Below are 16,777 nucleotides of genomic sequence, written 5' to 3'. Positions count from 1 at the left end.
GAACCGTTCACCCGCACGAGGAGCACCACTCCATGCGCTACCGCACCCTTGGCCGTACCGGGATCGAGGTCAGTGTCCACTGCCTCGGCACGATGATGTTCCAGGACGGCTGCAACTCCGACCACGACGACTGCGCCCGCATCATCCACGCCGCGCTCGACCGCGGCGTCAACTTCGTCGACACCGCCGACATGTACGGGCAGGGCGAGACCGAGGAGATCGTCGGGAAGGCGCTGCACGGCCGCCGCGACGACGTGGTCCTCGCCACCAAGGTGCACTTCCCGATGGGGGAAGGCCCCAACCGCGGCGGGAACTCCCGACGCTGGATCGTCCGGGCGGTCGAGGACAGCCTGCGGCGCCTGCGTACCGACTGGATCGACCTGTACCAGATCCACCGGCCCGACCCCGCGACCGACATCGAGGAGACCCTCGCCGTCCTCACCGACCTGCAACGGCAGGGCAAGATCCGCACGTTCGGCTGCTCGACCTTCCCGGCCGACGAGATCGTCGAGGCGCAGCACGTCTCCGAACGGCGCAACCTCGGACGCTTCCGTACCGAACAGCCGCCGTACTCGATCCTCGCCCGCGGCATCGAGTCCGCCCTGCTCCCCGTCTGCCAGCGGTACGGAATGGGCGTCCTGGTGTGGAGCCCGCTCGCGTTCGGCTTCCTGACCGGAAAGTACCGGAAGGACCGGGCGGTGGACCTGACCACCGGGCGCGCGGCGATGCGGCCGGCGAACTTCGACCCCACCGTCCCGCGGAACGCCGCCAAGCTCGACGTGGTCGAACAGCTCGTCACCCTCGCCGACGAGATCGGCTGCACCCTGCCGCAGCTGGCGGTCGCGTTCACCGTCGCCCACCCGGCGGTCACCTCGGCCATCATCGGGCCACGCACCATGCAGCAGCTCGACGACCTGCTCGACGGCGCACCGCTCACCCTCGACGACGCCGTACTCGACCGGATCGACGAGATCGTACCGCCCGGCGAGAACCGCTACGACCCGAACGCGTTGAAGCCGCCGCTCTCGCTCACCGACCCCGCGCTGCGCCGCCGACCGCTGGCCGACCGCTCCGCCGCCTGACCGGCGGCCGTGGACGGGCTGGATGCCTTGTGCGCCAGCCACTTCCAATCGCGTACGGCCCGGCCGGTCACCTGCGAACTGCGCGCGTCCACCGGCGGGTCCACCCGTGATCGGAGCGTCACGCGAGGGCACCTCCGCCAACGATCCGGCGCCAGCACAGATCGCCGTCAGGAGGTGGTTCGGTGGGCGAGGATGTCGCGCAACTGGGCGTCGGCGCGGGCACGGAGGGTCGGCGAGACGGTGTCGTCGGCGGCGAGGCGGGCCAGGATCTCGCGGCTGCGCGGGACGTCGCGATGCCAGCCCAGCAGGTCCACGGCCTGCCGCTCCGCCAGACCCGCTCGCGCGTACTGCTCGGCCCGGTCCATCGCCCACGGGGTGACGAGGGTCGAGTCGTCGACGTACATGCCGAGCCAGCGGAAGACCTGCGCGACGATCCAGCCTTCGATCCACCCTACCCAACGCCGGACGAACTCCGCCGGATCCCTTGGTACGCACGGCATGCCGAGCAGTGTGCACTCGTCCAGTACCTCGACGAGGCGTTCGCGGGTGACCTGCCGGGCGTGCGGCATCATCCGCCGCATGACCGAGCGGATCTCCAGCCAGGGCGGGTCCTCGTCGTCCACGACGTGGTCGTCGGGGGTCGGCGACAGGTCCGGGGCGGGGTCGGTGACCGGGCCATCGGGCGCGCACGCCGCCAGGATCGCGCGGGCGAGCCCGACGTTCTCCGCGGTCTCCGGCAGGTCGTACGGCCACTCGAACCCCACGTCCCACCCGAACGGCAGCGCCCGCACGGCGGGTGGCAGCAGCGGTTCCTCGTCGAGCTCCGGTTCCCTTGCGGCACAGGCATCGTAGCCCGGCCGTCGCAGGGTGACGAGCCCGCGCCGCGCCAGGGCACGACTGCTCTCGTCCACCCGTTCGTCCCGAACCAGCCGCAGCAGCGCCTCCTCACCGTACGGCGCGCCCAGCGCGTCCAGCAGCGTCACGGCCTCCCGGGTGGCGAGCCCGGAAACCGCGCAGCGTTGCGCGACGGGGGCGATGCGCCGAGCGTCGCCGGGCGTACGCGCCAGCCACCGCAGCACCTCGTACGCCCAGGCCGCCAGCGTGGTGCGCGCCCAGATCGCCGCCACCTGGCCGGAGTACCGTTCTGCCTGGCGGGCCGGTACCGGTGGATCGGCGGTCGCGGCCCACGCGCGCAGCAGCGCGGTGACGGTCTCTCGGGTGGCCAGGTCGGGCCAGCGGCTCAGCCGCGCGAGCCGGCGCTCGCCCCCGTCGAACCGCCGGAACAGCGCCTCGGCCGCCTCGTCCACGGACGGCGGCGGGAGATCGGCCAGCGCCGCGGTGAGCGCGGCCAGCGCGTCCCGTTCGGTGGAATCGTTGTGCGGCAGGCGTTCCAGCGTCCCATGCCGGACCGCGGTCAGGTCCCGCCACGGCCACGTGCACTCCCCTAACGCCGTCGGCAGCAGCGGGTGGTGCCGGCGGACCCGCAGGAACCGGGTCAGCAGGTCGCGGTCGGCGGGATCCAGTTCGCGCCAGCCGATCGCGGCCAACGCTTCCAGCGCGGCGCGACGTACCGGTGCCGGGGACGTGCGCCGCGCCGTTCGCAGCACGCCCGCCGCGCCGGCGCCGAGGTCGGCCAGCGCCGCCACCGCACGGCGGCGTACCGGGGCGTGCCGGCTGCCGAGCAACGCGACCAGCGCCGGGAGGCGCCAGCACCGGGTCGCCGACACCGTCCGCGAGGCGTCCCCCGGTACGTCCGAGGTGCAGCGCAGGCACACCACGGACGCGTCGCGGCCGGCCTGCTCGACTGTGAACCGCGACAGCTCGCCCCGGCCCGGCAGACCCAGCGCGATCGCGAGCCGCTCCCCCAGCCCGACCGACCTCGGCCTCGCCAGCACGTCCACCAGCAGCTCGAACTGGTCGCCCGGCGCCAGCGCGCCGAGTACGTCGACGCAGCCGGGCCAGGCGTCGGCGGCGGACTCGTCGAGCAGCAGCTCCAGTACGACATGGACGTGCGCAGCCAGGTCGCCCCACAGCTCGGCGCCGCGCACCGCCTCCGCGCGGCTCCGTACCGCCGGGTCGGGGTCGGCGAGCGCGGCGGCCAGCTCCCGCGGCGCCTCGACCGCACCGTCCAGCACGCCGGAAACCGGCAACAGGGCCAACATCCGCGCCGTCCACCGGGCGTCCGGGTCGGCCAACATCGCTCGGAACTCGCCGGCGGACACGGTGATCATGCCCGGCACCGTACAAGCCGGCCGCGACCCGTCGCGCAGACGGTCCGCCGCGTCACGCCCGCCAGTGCGGACCGTCGGTTCGCGTGCGGCCAGCGCCGCGACCCGGCGGCGGACGTACCGGCGACGCCGTGCTCGGCGATGCACTTGACGGCCGCGTCGACGATCCGGTCGCGGCGCCGCGGATCGTACCGGCGGGCCAGCACGGGCTCCGCTGTACACGAGCGGGTCTGCCAGCTCGGTGTACGCATCGGCCACCGCACGCCGGTCGGATGACCCGATCCGCCGCCGGTGTGCTGCTGGTTCCCTTGCGGGACAGCAGTTCCCGGGCTGGGCCGTGGCCCGGCCGGGCTCGGCGGGTGGTCCGGCCGTGGGGCATCGGAGGTGGTGCCAACCGGATCCGCTGTCACCGGTGTGCGGGGTCAGGAGGCGCCGCGCGCGGTGAGGTCGATCCAGTACCGGCGGGTGCGGCCGCGTTCGGTGTCGTGGACGCCGTCGAGTACGCCGCCGTTGCGTTGGATGGCGCGGGCGGAGGCATGGTTGGTGTCGGCGCAGGTGACCAACAGCCGGTCGATCCCCCGCCCACGCGCCTCCGGCAGGACGGCGCCCAGCGCCCAGGTCGCGAGGCCGCGGCCGCGCGCCGACGGGCGTACACCGTAGCCGACGTGCCCGCCGACCCGCCGCAGGAAGTCGTTCAGCCGGTACCGCAGGCTGATCGCGCCGAGGCAGTCGTCGCCGTCCACGATCCACCAGTACGAGGCGTGCACCCGGCCGTCCGGGAGCGGTGTCGACGCGTCCGACTGGCTGTGCAGCCAGCCGACCCACCGGGCGAACCCGGCGGCGCTGTCGACCTCGTCGGTCTCGTGCAGCCCGCTGCCGTCCTGGTGTACGCCCCGGCCCCAGTCGTCGCGTGCCGCGAGCCAGGACGCGTGCAACCGTACGGTGGGCGCGATCAGTTCGGGCATCCCGCGACGGTACTGCGACCGCATCCAGGCGTACCAACGGGTTGGGAATGCCTCGCTCGGATCGGACGTCCCCGGACCGGCACACCGCGGTCGCCGTGGCCCGGTCGTGTGCGGGGACTGTGCCGGGTCGCAGAGCCGCGCCGGTACGGACCGGTCGTTCCGTCCACTGCGGACGGTCGACCTACGGAGGAGGAGCACCGTCATGCGTAACTGGATCCCGCGTTCCTGACCATTGCCCCCCCGGCGCGCGCCCCGGTCCGGGCGCCGGCGCGGATCGACGGCCGTTGGCGCGGTCCCGGCCGCGCCAACGGCCACGTACGTCCCGGGTCAGCCGAGCGCGGTGACGGTCACCGCGTCGTCGTACACGACGACCGGCGGACCACCCGTCGGGTACGGGATGCCCTTGGCGGGGTTCCAGTTCGGCCGGTAGATGCCGAGCTTGAAGTACGGTTCCTGGTTCTGGTGGTAGTTGTTGACGCCGTCGTAGCTGGCGACCTGGTTGTCGTTGAGCCAGATCCGGAGGCTGCCCGGGGTGTCCGGGGTGGACCAGGTGACGTCGATCCGCCAGCGGTTCCACGCGCCGAAGGTGACGTCCGGCAGGCTGAGCGTGGTCTCCTGCACCGCGCCGGTGTCGTCCAGCCAGTGGACCTTGAACTGCCAGTACGTCTCCTTGACGATCAGCGAGAGCGGCGGGTTGGTGTCGCTGCCGTCCGCCAGCGGGTACCCGTGCCACTGCGCCAGGATCGTCCCGTACTGGTAGGTCACCCAGTCGCTCGGCACCAGGTCCGCGAACTCGTAGGAGTACGAGCCGAAGCCGAACGCGTCGTGCGCCACCTCCGACCGGTACGACACGCCGTCGTTGGGGACGGTGAACCGGGCCGACTGTGCGCCGGCGAGTACCGGATCGGTGACGAGGTCCATGGCGCCGTTGCCGTCGATGCGCTGCCGGGTCCACGCGCCGAAGTCGGTGCCCTCGAATCCGTCGGCGAACACGGTCGTGTCCGCCGAGGCCGCCCCGGCGGGCAGTGCCGCGGCGCCGAGCGTGCCCGCCGCCAGCGCCGCGCCGTACGCCAGGATCCTTCTCCTCGATGCCATTCCGCGCCTCCCGGTCAGGACTTCGCCAGTGCCTTCTCGTACTCGTCGCGCATCTTGTCGCCGCCCTGCGCGCGCCACTGCTTGACCATGGCGTCGTACGCGCTCATCGGTTTGCGGCCGGCGATGATCGAGGTGCAGGTGTCCATGATGTTCTGTGTCAACGTTTCGCCGACCGTCGCGTCCGTCGCCGAGTACTGTCCCGCGGTCGGATCCTTCACCGTGTACGGCGACAGGTCCTTCACCCCCTCGTACCGGTACTTCACGGTGTCCGGGTTGGCCGCGTCGAACAGTTCCATCGGGCCGTTGACGATGAATCCCCACGGGATGGCCGAATCGTTCTCGTGCCCGGCGGTCAGGACCGGCGTTCCCTTGTCGTCGAAGCGGAACGTCTCGCCCTCCACTCCGTACGTCAGGAGTTGCTGTTCCTGCGATCCGATCGGCGCGGCGAGGAAGTCGGCCACCCGCAACAGTTCCTTCAGCCGCTTCTCGTCGCCCTTCTTCAGTACGGCGAAGCTGTTGATGAGGAAGTCGAGGTACACGATGCCGCGGCTGCCGTCGTGCGCCAGTGCCTTGAGTGCCCGCGGCTGGAACTTCGGGTTCACCTTGGCCTGGTTCTTGACCGCGCCGAGCAGGCCGGTGACGGTGTCGGTCGAGACCGCCGCGCTGCCGTTGTTGAAGATGTTCTTGGTGCGGTTGTTCGGCGCGTTCGAGTCGGGGTGGAACACGCCCGCCGCGTACAGCTTGCGCAGGTAGGCGACGGCCTCCTTGTGCGCGTCGGTCTCGATGTCCTTGGTGAGCTTGCCACCCGACAACTGCCAGTTGAACGGCACCTTGAACAGCATCAGCGCCGTTTTCAGGCTGTACGCGCTGCCCTGGTGCCCGACGATCCCCCACCGGTTCTGCTTCGGCCGGGTCAGTTCCTTGACGAACGTGAAGAACTCGTCGGCGTCCTTCGGGTAGCCGCCGACCTCGTCGAACATCTCCTTGTGGTACAGCCCCGGGCCCTGCATTCCGTTGCGGCACAACGGAAGCCCGTAGAGCTTGTTGCCGACGGCGGCCTGCTGCCAGCACACCGTCGGGATGTTCGCCAGATTCGGGTACTCGTGGACCGCGTCACCGCCGAGCAGCGGCGTCAGGTCGGCGAACTTCGCCTGGAGCAGCTGCGCGTAGTTCGCGATCTTCTGGAACAGCATGAAGTCGGGCAGGTCGCCGCCGGCGATCGTGGTGGTGAACCGCTGCTTGTAGTCCGACTGCGTGATCATGGTCAGGTTCATCCGCGCGCCGATGCGCTTCTCGGCGGCCTGCCAGATCCGGTTCTGGTCGTGCGGGGTGGGCGGCGGCGCGGTGATCGCGACCAGGGCGCTGATCGTACCGCCGGACGCCGGGGTCTTCGCCACCGAGCGGAACCGCGCCTTCGGGTACCGGTAGTAGCCGGTGACGCCGCAGGGCGGGATCGACGGCAGGTCCGGGTGCGACCTCGTGATCGGCTGGTACGACGGCAGTGTCGCCTTGCCGTTGGCGAGATCCTGCGCCGATCCGCCGTTGCCGCAGGCGGTCAGCGACCCGGCGGCGGTGACGGCCAGGGCACCTGCGCCGGCACCGGCGAGCAGCGTACGGCGGCTCAGCCGCGGTGAGTTGGACATCTCCTGGCTCTCCTTTGTGGACGGTCAGCCCTTGATGGCGCCGGTGAGAACGCCCTTGGTGAAGTACCGCTGGAGGAACGGGTAGACGAGCAGGATCGGCACGACGGCCACGATCACGACGGCCATCTGGATGCCCTCCTGCGGCGGCAGGCTGTCGGACATCGCGTTCATCGAGCCGGTCGTCGGCTGCCCCTGCAACACGTACGCGCGCAGGATCAGCGCGAGCGGCCACTTCGACGTGTCGCTCAGGTACAGCAGCGCGTGGAAGAACGCGTTCCAGTACTCGACGGCGTAGAACAGCGCGATGACCGCGAGTACCGCCTTGGACAGGGGAAGTACGAGGCGGACCAGGATGGCGAGGTCGCCGGCCCCGTCGATGCGCGCGCTGTCGATCAGTTCCTGCGGGATGTTGACGAAGAAGTTCCGCAGCACCACCAGGTTGAACGCGCTCACCAGCACCGGTACGACGAGCGACGCGTAGCTGTTGAGCAGGCCGAGCTGCTTGACGACGAGGAAGTTCGGGATGATGCCGGCCGAGAACAGCATCGTGAACAGCGCGACGAGCAGGATCGGTCGCCCGCCGATCATGTCCTTCCGGGACAGCCCGTACGCCATCATGATCGTGGCGACCATGCTCGCGAGCGTCCCCAGCACGGTGACGCCGATGCTGACGACCAGCGCCTTCGTGACCACCCCACCCGAGAAGATCGTCCGGTACGCCTCCAGCGTCGGGTCGTCGGGCCAGATGACGAGGCCGCCCTTGCGGGAGATCTCGCCCTGGGTGGCGAGGCTCGTCGACAGCACCGCCAGGAACGGGTAGACGACCAGGGTCAGGATGATCGCGACGGCGAGGGCCTTGACGATCCGGCCGGCCAGGCTGGGGCGTTCCAGCCACGCGGGCCGTGCGGTGGGTGCGGTCATCGGCGGTACACACCTTCCTGGCCGAGCACGTGGGCGAGCTTGTTCGCGCCGAGGATCAGCGCGGTACCGATGAGTCCCTTGACCAGGCCGACCGCCGCCGACGGCCCCCACTGGCCGTCGACGATGCCGTGGAAGTACACGTAGGTGTCGAGTACCTCGCCGGCGTCGGCGCCGACGTTGTCGCGCTGCAACAGGATCTGCTCGAAGCCGACCGACAGGATGCTGCCCAGGTTGAGGATCAGCAGCAGGATCGTCACCGGCATCAGGCCCGGCAGCGTCACGTGCCACAGCCGGCGCCACCGGTTCGCGCCGTCCACGGCGGCCGCCTCGTACAGCTGCTGGTCGATGCCGACCAGGGCGGCGAGGTAGATGATCGTGCCCCAGCCGGTGTTCTTCCAGATCACCTGGAGCGTCACCAGGAACGGGAAGAACGCCGGGTTGTTCGTCAGGTCCGCGTTGTGCACGCCGACCGCGTCGAGCAGGTGCGTGACCACGCCGGTACCGCCGAGCAGTTCCTGCGAGATCGACACGATGATGACCCAGCCGATGAAGTGCGGCAGGTACACGACGCTCTGCACGAAGCGGCGGAGCTTGCTCGACAGCATGCTGTTCAGCAGCAGCGCGAGCGCGATCGGCGCCGGGAAGAAGAACACCAGTTGCAGCAACGTGATCTTCAGCGTGTTCAGCGTCGCGGACCAGAACGCCGGGTCGCCGAACGTGGTGGCGAAGTTCGCCAGACCCACCCACGGGCTCTGCGTGAAGCCCAGGAACGGTTGGTAGCTCTGGAAGGCCACCACGTAGCCGAGCAGCGGCACGTAGTGGAAGACCAGGAAGAACAGCAGGCCGGGCACGGTCAGCAGCAGCATCGTCCGGTCCCGCCGCAACCGCTGCCACACGGTACGACGCCGGACCGGTGGCGCCTGCGGTTCGGCCGGTGCCGGTTGCCCGGCCGTGCGGTCGGCCTCGATCGGCCGGACGTCGGTCATGGCGATCCTCCCGGCGCGGCGCCGTAGGCTTATGTATCAGATAGAGGTAAAGCCCAGTCTGCGTAGCCGCCATGAGGCTGTCAAGACTTCGCCGCCCACGACCTTGCGTACCCGGTTCGTGGCCGGGATCCCTGTGCACGAACGAGCCTGGCCGTGGCAGAGTCGGCGCACGGGTTGTGAATCGCTGTGATCAGAACAGTCCTCCACCGAAGGAGACCAGGGTGCTCACCGCCGCGTACGCGATGGATCCCGCCCGCTACGACCGGGTGTACGACCGGGCCGCCCGGGACCGCATCGAGCGACTGGCCACGCCACTGTGGGGCCCGCGCGACGAGCCGGCCGTACGTGCCGATCCGGCGGCGCTGACCGACGTCGACGTACTGTGCACGGGCTGGGGTGCGCCCGTGTTGTCCGCCGACCTGCTCGACGCGGCGCCGCGGCTGCGCCTCGTCCTGTACGCGGCGGGCTCGATCCGGCGCATCGCGACCGACGCGTTCTGGGACCGCGGTATCCCGATCGTGTCGGCGTTCCACGTGAACGCGCGGCCCGTCGCGGAGTTCACCGTGGCCCAGATCTGCTACGCGCTCAAGCGCGGCTGGCAGCACGTCCTCGCCGCGCGTACGGCCGGGCGCGCGCTGCCCCGGATGCGGGTGCCCGGCGCGTACGGCTCGACGGTGGGGTTGCTGTCGCTCGGCGCGATCGGCCGGATGGTCGCCGAACGCCTCCGCGTACTGGACGTCACGGTGCTCGCGCACGACCCGTACGTCGACCCGGCCGTCGCGGCGGACCTCGGCGTCACCACGGTCGGCCTCACCGAGCTGTTCGAACGGTCCGACGTGCTCAGCGTGCACACCCCGCTGCTGCCGGCCACGCGCGGGCTCGTCGGCCGGGATCTGTTGCGCGCCATGCCATCTGGCGCGACCCTCGTCAACACCTCGCGCGGCGCGGTACTCGACGAGCCGGCCCTGGTCGAGGTACTGACCGAGCGGCCGGACCTGTTCGCGGCGCTGGACGTGACCGACCCGGAGCCGCCCGTACCGGGATCGCCGCTGTTCACGCTGCCGAACGTGGTGGTCACGCCGCACATCGCCGGCAGTGTCGACCGCGAGTGCGGCCGGCTCGGTGCCCTGGTCGCCGACGAGCTGGAACGGTACGCGGCCGGCGAGCCGCTGCGGTGGTCGGTCGACCGCGCCGCCGCCGCCAGGATGGCGTGAGGCGCTTGACACGGTGGCGCAACGGGTCCAGAGTTCCATCTCGATATGAGCTAAAAGCGAGAGGACGCCGTCGTGCCCCCGGTCATCACCGATCTCGGCCCGGCCAACGACCTGATGTACTGCCTGATGAGCGGCATCCAGGTGGGCGACACGCTCTACATCGGCTCCCGCAACCTCGCCCCCGCGCAGGTGCTCGCGTACCACGCGCCGACGCGACGGGTGGTCGGCCGGCGGCTGCTCGGACCCGGCAAGTTCGTGCAGGCGCTCGCCGCGGACGGCCACCGCGCCCTGTACGCCGGGATCGTCTCCGCGCACGAGACCGGCCCCGGCGAGCATCCGAACCTGTACCGCTGGGACCTCACCGATCCGACACCGCGGCCCGACATCCCCGGTGTGGCAACCATTCCCGGGCTCGACGTCCGCGCGCTCGCGGTCGCCCCCGACGGCGTCGTGTACGCCGTGGGCAAGCAACCCGAGCCGGGACTCTGGGAGTACCGGCCGGACACGGGTGCGGTGCGGTTGGTCGCCGTACCCGATCCGGCGACGACCCAGGCGCGCGGTGTCGCCGCCACCGACACCCACGTGTACTACGGGTCCGGCAGCAACCTGCTCGGCGGCGCCGGCGCCAGCCGCGCCGGGCTGTACGCCGTCGACCGGGAATCCGGTGCGGTCACGGACATCCTGCCGCCCGCGCTCGCCGCTGATCCCGCGGTCAAGACGGTCGCGGTCATCGGCGACCACCTCTTCGTCGGCACGCAGGGCAGCCCGCACGGCCACGTCGCCGTGCTGCGCCTCGACGACCCCGCCGACCATCGGGTGCTCACCGTCGACGCCGGGTCGGCAGGCAGCTTCCTCGCCGGCCCCGACGGCGTGTACCTCGACGCCGGCCGCATCCTCCGGTACGCCGACGGCACGCTCACCCCCGTCGCGGACCTCGGCGACGGGGAACGGTGGGGCATCGGCGCTCTCGGCCGCGGTGGCCGGTGGGGCCTCGGGTACTCCCGCGGCGAACTGCTCGCCGTCTCCGCGTACGGCGCGGTCGACCACCACGACCTCGCCACCGGCGTGACCGTACACCGGGATCTGGTGGAGGCGGGTGCGCCGGCCGAACCGCAACTCGGCATGTCGCTCGCCGCCGGCGACGGCCGCGTGTACGTGGGCGGCAACGGCGGCGTGGTCGAACACGACCTGACCACCGGTACCCGGCGGCGCCTGCTCGTACCGGGAGAGGCCAAGAGCATGCGCGTCGTCGACGGCACCCTGCATCTCAGTGTCTACAATGGACAGGGCATCTGGCGGCACCGGCCGGGCGGCGTGCCGGAGCGGGCCGTTGCTCTGCCCGCCGGGCAGAACCGGCCGCAGGGATCGGCCTGGGACGCCACGACCGGCACGCTGCTGGTCGCCACCCAGAACGACACGTCCGGCGGTGGCGCGCTCAGCCTGTACCGGCCCGGCGACGGAACTCTGACCGCACACGTCGACCCGTTCGACCCGTACCAGATGGTTCGGGCGGTGGCGGCGGCCGACGGCGTGGCGTACCTGGGCGGCTGGAACCGGTACCCGGTCGGGCCGCGCGGCGAGCTGCTCGCCCTCGACATCGCGACCGGCGAACGGCGCTGGCGCACCGATCCCGCGCTGGGCTCCGGGATCTCGACGCTCGCCACCCACCGCGGCCGGCTGTACGGGATCACCATGGCCGGCACGCTGTTCGTGGTGTCCACATCGGACGGTGAGCTGCTGCACTCGGCGCCGCTGGGCGCGCTGGTCGTCGGCATGGCCCGGCTCCTCGTCACCCACGGCACCGTGTACGGCGGGTCGTCGGCCGCGCTGTTCCGCGTCGACCCCGACACGTACGCGGTGTCCACAGTGGTCGGTGACCTCGACGGCCAGTGGTACAGCGGGGCGACGCTCGCGGCCGACGAGTCCGGCGCGCTCTACACCCTTCGCGGCCGCCACCTCCTGCGCGTCGTACCCTGACGGCGGCACCGTGCCGCCCGAGTTCCGGGCGGCACGGTGTGCCTCAGCGGAACGGGGCGTCCGCGGCGGGGACGAAGCGGGTGAAGCGGTCGCCGATCCCGGCGGCGTGCGCGGCCAGCCGGCGGCGGTGGTCGGCCAGCACCCCCGCGTACGAGCCGACCGGAGCGAGGTTGGTCTGCTCCCCCGGATCGGCGTGCAGGTCGTACAGCTGCTCGCGGTGCCGGCCCCAGGCGTAGCAGACGTACCGGAAGCGGTCGGTGCGTACCATCCGGCCGGTCAGGTGCTGCACGCCCGGCACCTCCCACTCGGTCTCCGCGTACACGGTGTCGCGCCAGCCGTCCGGCGTGCCGGCGGTGACGACCGGGCGCAGGCTGCGACCCGGGATCCCTTGCGGGGGACCGATTCCCGCGTAGTCGCAGAGGGTCGGGAGCAGGTCGAGTCCGACCGAGACGAGGGCGTCACTGGTGGCGCCGCGGCGACCGTCGGGCGCGGCGACGATGAGCGGAACCTCGACGGATTCGGCGTGCAGCACCCATTTCTGGTTCCAGCGGTGTGCGCCGGCCTGGTCGCCGTGGTCGGCGCTGAACACCACCACGGTGTCCTCGTCGACGAGTTCCAGCAGCCGCCCCACCTGCGCGTCGGCCCGCTCGCACAGCCGGTGGTACGCGAACCGGTAGCGTCGCCACCGGTCCTCGTCCCACCCCGCCGTCGGGTACGAGTGCGGCGAGCGGGCCTGCGCGATGCGCGGCAGTTCCGCGTCGTAGCCGCCGATCGCGAAGTTCGGTGGCAGCGGCGGCCAACCGGCACTGTCCACATCGGACACGTCGCCGGACGGCGGGGTCTGGCCGCGGGCCCACTGGCAGATGCCGTGCGGCTCGGTGAGCGACGCGACCAGCAGGTACGGCCGGTCCCGCGGCTCGGCGAGAAACGCCGCACAGTCCGCGACGAGCCCGTCCTCGCTCTCCCCGTGCACCCGCCGGAACCCCACACCCGCCGGTACGGCCAGCTCCGGCACGTGCCACTTCCCCGCGTACCCGCAGTCGTAGCCGGCCGCGGTGAAGACGCGGCCGAGCTGCTGTTCGGCAGGTACGCCGGTGAGGCGGCCGGCGTTCACGGTGACGCCGAGTTCGGTGGGCATCCGGCCGGTCAGCATCGACGCCCGCGACGGCGTACACAGCGGTTGGGTGCAGTGCGCGCGGGTGAAGCGGGTGCCGCGCGCGGCGAGCGCGTCCAGCGCCGGCGTCGCCAGGTACGGGTTGCCGGCGCAGCTCATCGCGGTCGCGGCCTGCTGGTCGGTGAGGACGACCAGCACGTTCGGCGTCACGGTCGGGGCACGCGGGCCAGGCGCAGCTCGTGCGCACCGTCCGCGCGGGTCGCCTCGAAGTACACGAACCACTCGTCGCCGACGACCGCGACGTCCACGTACCGGAGGGAGCCGGTGCCGTGCGGCGAGGTGTACCGCGGGCCGGTCGGGGTGGTCTTGAGCCACCGCGTCAGGTCGGTGGAGACGGCGACGCCGCAGCGCTCCTCGTAGTTCTCGTGGTACGAGGCGGATCCGTCGTACAGGCCGAGGTACCCGTCGCCGGTGGGCACCACGCAGGTGAGCCGCGATTCGTAGGCGTCCCAACCGTTTCCGGTCGGCAGTACCTCGCCGAGCAGGTCGAAGCGGGTACCGTCCTGGCTGATCGCGGCGACGGTCGGCTGCGTGGTGAGCCCGGTGTTGTGGATGTCCGCGGTGGCGTGCGCGAGGTCGCGCTCGGCGGCGGTGAACTCCCGCGACCGCGACACCACCGCGTACATCAGCACCGAGCCGCCCACCACCAGCGTGTACGGATCCTTGATGCCCTCGGTACCGGTCGACGCGGCCGTGAACACCTCGGTACGCCGCGCGATGTCGAACCCGGCGGGGTCGCCAGCGCGCAGCACGTCGATGCGCCACCGGTTGTCCGCCGGATCGACGTAGCTGAGGTAGGCGAGCCAGTCGCCGTCCGGTTCCTGCCGGACGAGGCTCATCCGCTCCATCGACGGCGATGCGAGTTCGTCCTTGTGGACCTCCCACAGATCACGGAACTCCACCCCGTCGGTACTCTCGGCGACCGCGCACCGCCACCCGCGTTCGGGTTCGACGCCACGCGGATGCCGCTCGCGGTACGTCAGCAGGAAGCGGTTCCCGTCGTGACGCACGCTGGGGCAGCCCGCCCAGTAGCCGGGCTCGTCCTTCTCCGGCGCGCGGACCAGGACGCTGTCCGCCATCCGGATCCGCGGCGGGTCGATCAGGCTCTGCACGACTCGTGTCCCCTCCCGCGGGTACGCGTGGCAGGAGCCACGGCACCCTTCATCGTTCATATGACTAAGAAGTCGCCCCAGCCTGTCCTTCCCGGTACTCCCGTGTCAAGAGCGCCGTTTCGTCCCTCAGCCCTGCCCGCATCGACACTGGCGGGCATTGACGCCAGGCGCCGCTCCGGGCGATTATTGTTCTTACTGATAAAGAAGTGGCTGCCCGGCTGGAGGACCGTTGCTGGACACACAACCGCCGACCGACACCGTGCTGGGCGTCGACATCGGCGGCACCAAGGTGCGCGCCGCGCTCGCCACCCCCGACGGCCGCGTACTCGCCGAGGACACCGTCGCCAGCGACCGGGCCGGCGTCGGGCTCATCGACCAGGTGGGCCGGATCGCCGACACGCTCGTCGGCCGGGCCGGCGCGACGCCACGGCACGCCGTCCTCGGCGTACCCGGAACGCCCGATGCGGCGAGCGGTCGGGTGCTGCGCTGCCCCGCGTTCCCCGGACTCGCCGAACTCGACGCGCGCGGCGCCTTCACGTCCCGGCTCGGCTGCCCGGTGACGCTCGACAACGACGTCAACCTCGCCGCGTACGCCGAGGCCACGCGCGGTGGCCACGCCGCCCGCACGCTCGCCGTACTGGCGCTGGGGACCGGGGTCGGGCTCGGCATCACGAGCGGCGGGGCCGTCCTCGCCGGTGACCACCTCGCCGCCGGTGAGGTCGCCGAACTGCCGCTGCCGGACGCCGGCGCCCTGGAGTCCGTCGTCAGCGTCGCCGGCCTGCGCGCCGGGTACGACGCGGCCGGCGGGCGACGCGACGCGGACGTACCGGAGATCGTCGCGGCGGCCCGGCGCGCCGAGCCCGCCGCACTCCGCGCACTCGACCGCTACTGCCGGGCCGTCGCGTACTGCCTCGGCGCGGTGATCACCATCGTCGACCCGGGCGCGATCGTTCTCACCGGCGGAATCGGCGCAGCGGAGCCGATCGCCGCGACCGTCGTCGACCGGCTCCGCGAGCTGGGCGGCTGGACGGTGCCGGTCGTGGTGTCCGCGTTCGGCGAGCGAGCCCCGCTCGTCGGCGCGCTGCACGCCGCCGCGTCGACCGCGGACGGCGTCAGGACTGGGAGGTGAGGTAGACGGGGTGCTCGGACGACTCGACCGCGAGCTGGGCGGCGCCGCGCAGCTCACCGTCCGGCACCTCGGCCGCCACCAGCTTCGGTACCAACGGGATCCGGCCGGCCAGGCGCGCCCGTACGGCCGGGAGAAGCAGGTCGGCCGCGGCGTCACCGACACCGCCCGCGAGGATGATCGCCTCCGGGTTGAGAACCACTGCCAGGTTCGCCACCGCCATCGCCACCTCGTCCACGACCGCCCGGAACACCTCGTTCGCGGTACGGTCGCCGGCGCGTACCCGGGCAAGCACACGCTCGGCGTCCAGGCCGCCCTTCGGCTCGGCGAGGCCGGCGTCCGCGGCGCGGCGGGCGAGCGCCGGGCCACCGATCCGCGACTCCAGATCCCCGAAACCGGGCCAGGGCCGGGCCACCGACGACCGGTCGAGCAGCATGTACCCGATCTCGCCGGCACCGCCCTGCGCCCCGCGGAACAGCTCGCCGCCGATCACCAGCCCGGCGCCGACCCCGGTACCGACGGCGACGACCGCCATGCTCGCCATGCCGCGACCCGCGCCCAGCCGGTGCTCGGCCACCGCCCGCAGGTTGACGTCGTTCTCGACCACGACGGGGACGCCGAGCCGTTCGGTGAGCAGCTCCGCCAGCGGCATGTCCCACCAGCGCAGCGACGGCGCGAACTCGACCATGCCGGTGTCGGTACGCACGGTGCCGGGCACGCCGACCGCCACCGCGCGGGCCGGGCTGCCCTGCTCGACGCCGGTGGCGACCAGCCGCTCGGCCAGTTCCGCCACCCGGTCGAACACGCCCGGACCGCTGGCCGCGTCGCTGTCGGCCCCGGTGTCGACGGTACGGACGGCCAGCGCCGCACCGGACAGGTCGTACAGCACGCCCTTGATGGTGCGGGCGCCGAGATCGACGGCGATCACCGACGAGGCGCGCGCGTTGTACCCGATCAGGCGGGGTGGGCGGCCGCCGGTGGAGACGCCGACACCGACGTCGACGATCAGCCCGTCCCGCCGCATCGCGTCGACGAGCCGGTTGACCGTCGCCGGGCTCAGGCCGGTGGACGACTGGAGGTCCTGCAACGTCATCGGACCGCCCGAGCGCAGCGCCTCCAGCAACGCAGTCCGGTTGACCTGCGACACCGCCCTCGTGGTCGCCGTGCTGGTGCGCCCGGCCATCCCCGCTCCCTTCCCCGTCGGTCTTTCAGCTTACGCCGCAACGAAGTCGACCCGGCGGCGCCGGTCCCGGC

13 protein-coding genes are annotated in these 16,777 nt (G+C 72.0%); 4 read left to right on the top strand and 9 right to left on the bottom strand.

The annotated features are described in order from the left end of the window. Positions 1 to 32 precede the first annotated feature (32 nt). Positions 33 to 1,082 (top strand): aldo/keto reductase, encoded by a 1,050-nt coding sequence (locus Aru02nite_RS15640; protein WP_203658248.1) that lies wholly within the window; start codon positions 33 to 35, stop codon positions 1,080 to 1,082. Between the two features lie 167 nt (positions 1,083 to 1,249). On the opposite strand, the gene Aru02nite_RS15635 is transcribed toward Aru02nite_RS15640, so the two are convergent. From Aru02nite_RS15635 to Aru02nite_RS15610, 6 genes are all read right to left on the bottom strand, one after another. Then, on the bottom strand, positions 1,250 to 3,313 hold the full coding sequence (locus Aru02nite_RS15635; RefSeq protein WP_203658247.1) for a hypothetical protein: 2,064 nt from the start codon (positions 3,311 to 3,313) through the stop codon (positions 1,250 to 1,252). A 419-nt stretch (positions 3,314 to 3,732) separates the two neighbouring features. Continuing rightward, a complete protein-coding gene (locus tag Aru02nite_RS15630) occupies positions 3,733 to 4,275 on the bottom strand; it encodes a GNAT family N-acetyltransferase (protein ID WP_203658246.1) in 543 nt (180 codons plus the stop codon). 327 nt (positions 4,276 to 4,602) lie between these two features. Then, positions 4,603 to 5,370, bottom strand: a complete 768-nt coding sequence (locus Aru02nite_RS15625) for a polysaccharide lyase family 20 protein (protein WP_203658245.1) — start codon at positions 5,368 to 5,370, stop codon at positions 4,603 to 4,605. Positions 5,371 to 5,384: 14 nt separating this feature from the next. Further along, complete coding sequence (locus Aru02nite_RS15620; protein WP_203658244.1) at positions 5,385 to 7,013, bottom strand: extracellular solute-binding protein; 1,629 nt, start codon at positions 7,011 to 7,013, stop codon at positions 5,385 to 5,387. Between the two features lie 24 nt (positions 7,014 to 7,037). Beyond that, entirely contained in the window at positions 7,038 to 7,934 is an 897-nt protein-coding gene (locus Aru02nite_RS15615) for a carbohydrate ABC transporter permease (protein WP_203658243.1), read from the bottom strand. Continuing rightward, entirely contained in the window at positions 7,931 to 8,920 is a 990-nt protein-coding gene (locus Aru02nite_RS15610; protein WP_203658242.1) for an ABC transporter permease, read from the bottom strand. Before Aru02nite_RS15610 ends, Aru02nite_RS15615 begins: the two co-directional genes overlap by 4 nt. Before the next feature lie 221 nt (positions 8,921 to 9,141). On the opposite strand from Aru02nite_RS15610, the gene Aru02nite_RS15605 reads away from it, so the two are divergent. Together Aru02nite_RS15605 and Aru02nite_RS15600 are read left to right on the top strand one after the other, a co-directional pair. Further along, on the top strand, positions 9,142 to 10,134 hold the full coding sequence (locus Aru02nite_RS15605; protein ID WP_203658241.1) for a hydroxyacid dehydrogenase: 993 nt from the start codon (positions 9,142 to 9,144) through the stop codon (positions 10,132 to 10,134). Positions 10,135 to 10,206: 72 nt separating this feature from the next. Beyond that, positions 10,207 to 12,111: an outer membrane protein assembly factor BamB family protein gene (locus Aru02nite_RS15600; protein WP_203658240.1), complete on the top strand. Its 1,905-nt coding sequence runs from the start codon at positions 10,207 to 10,209 to the stop codon at positions 12,109 to 12,111. Positions 12,112 to 12,154: 43 nt separating this feature from the next. Here Aru02nite_RS15600 and Aru02nite_RS15595 read toward each other — a convergent pair whose 3' ends face one another. Together Aru02nite_RS15595 and Aru02nite_RS15590 are read right to left on the bottom strand one after the other, a co-directional pair. After that, entirely contained in the window at positions 12,155 to 13,435 is a 1,281-nt protein-coding gene (locus Aru02nite_RS15595) for a sulfatase family protein (RefSeq protein ID WP_203658239.1), read from the bottom strand. Then, the gene (locus Aru02nite_RS15590; RefSeq protein ID WP_203658238.1) at positions 13,432 to 14,397 is read right to left on the bottom strand and encodes a glycoside hydrolase family protein; all 966 of its coding nucleotides are present in this window, start codon (positions 14,395 to 14,397) and stop codon (positions 13,432 to 13,434) included. The genes Aru02nite_RS15595 and Aru02nite_RS15590 overlap by 4 nt, the downstream gene beginning before the upstream one ends. A gap of 229 nt (positions 14,398 to 14,626) precedes the next feature. Between Aru02nite_RS15590 and Aru02nite_RS15585 the strand changes: the two genes are divergently transcribed. Continuing rightward, positions 14,627 to 15,526, top strand: coding sequence for an ROK family protein (locus Aru02nite_RS15585; protein WP_203658237.1), 900 nt, complete (start codon positions 14,627 to 14,629; stop codon positions 15,524 to 15,526). On the opposite strand, the gene Aru02nite_RS15580 is transcribed toward Aru02nite_RS15585, so the two are convergent. Continuing rightward, positions 15,510 to 16,706 carry an ROK family transcriptional regulator gene (locus Aru02nite_RS15580; protein WP_203658236.1) on the bottom strand — a complete coding sequence of 399 codons (1,197 nt, stop codon included), beginning with the start codon at positions 16,704 to 16,706 and terminating at the stop codon, positions 15,510 to 15,512. The genes Aru02nite_RS15585 and Aru02nite_RS15580 overlap by 17 nt on opposite strands. Positions 16,707 to 16,777: the final 71 nt, after the last annotated feature.

The sequence above is a fragment of the Actinocatenispora rupis genome (assembly GCF_016861975.1).
GTDB classification, from domain to species: Bacteria; Actinomycetota; Actinomycetes; order Mycobacteriales; family Micromonosporaceae; genus Actinocatenispora; species Actinocatenispora rupis.
This window is presented reverse-complemented; position numbering and strand designations above follow the sequence as displayed.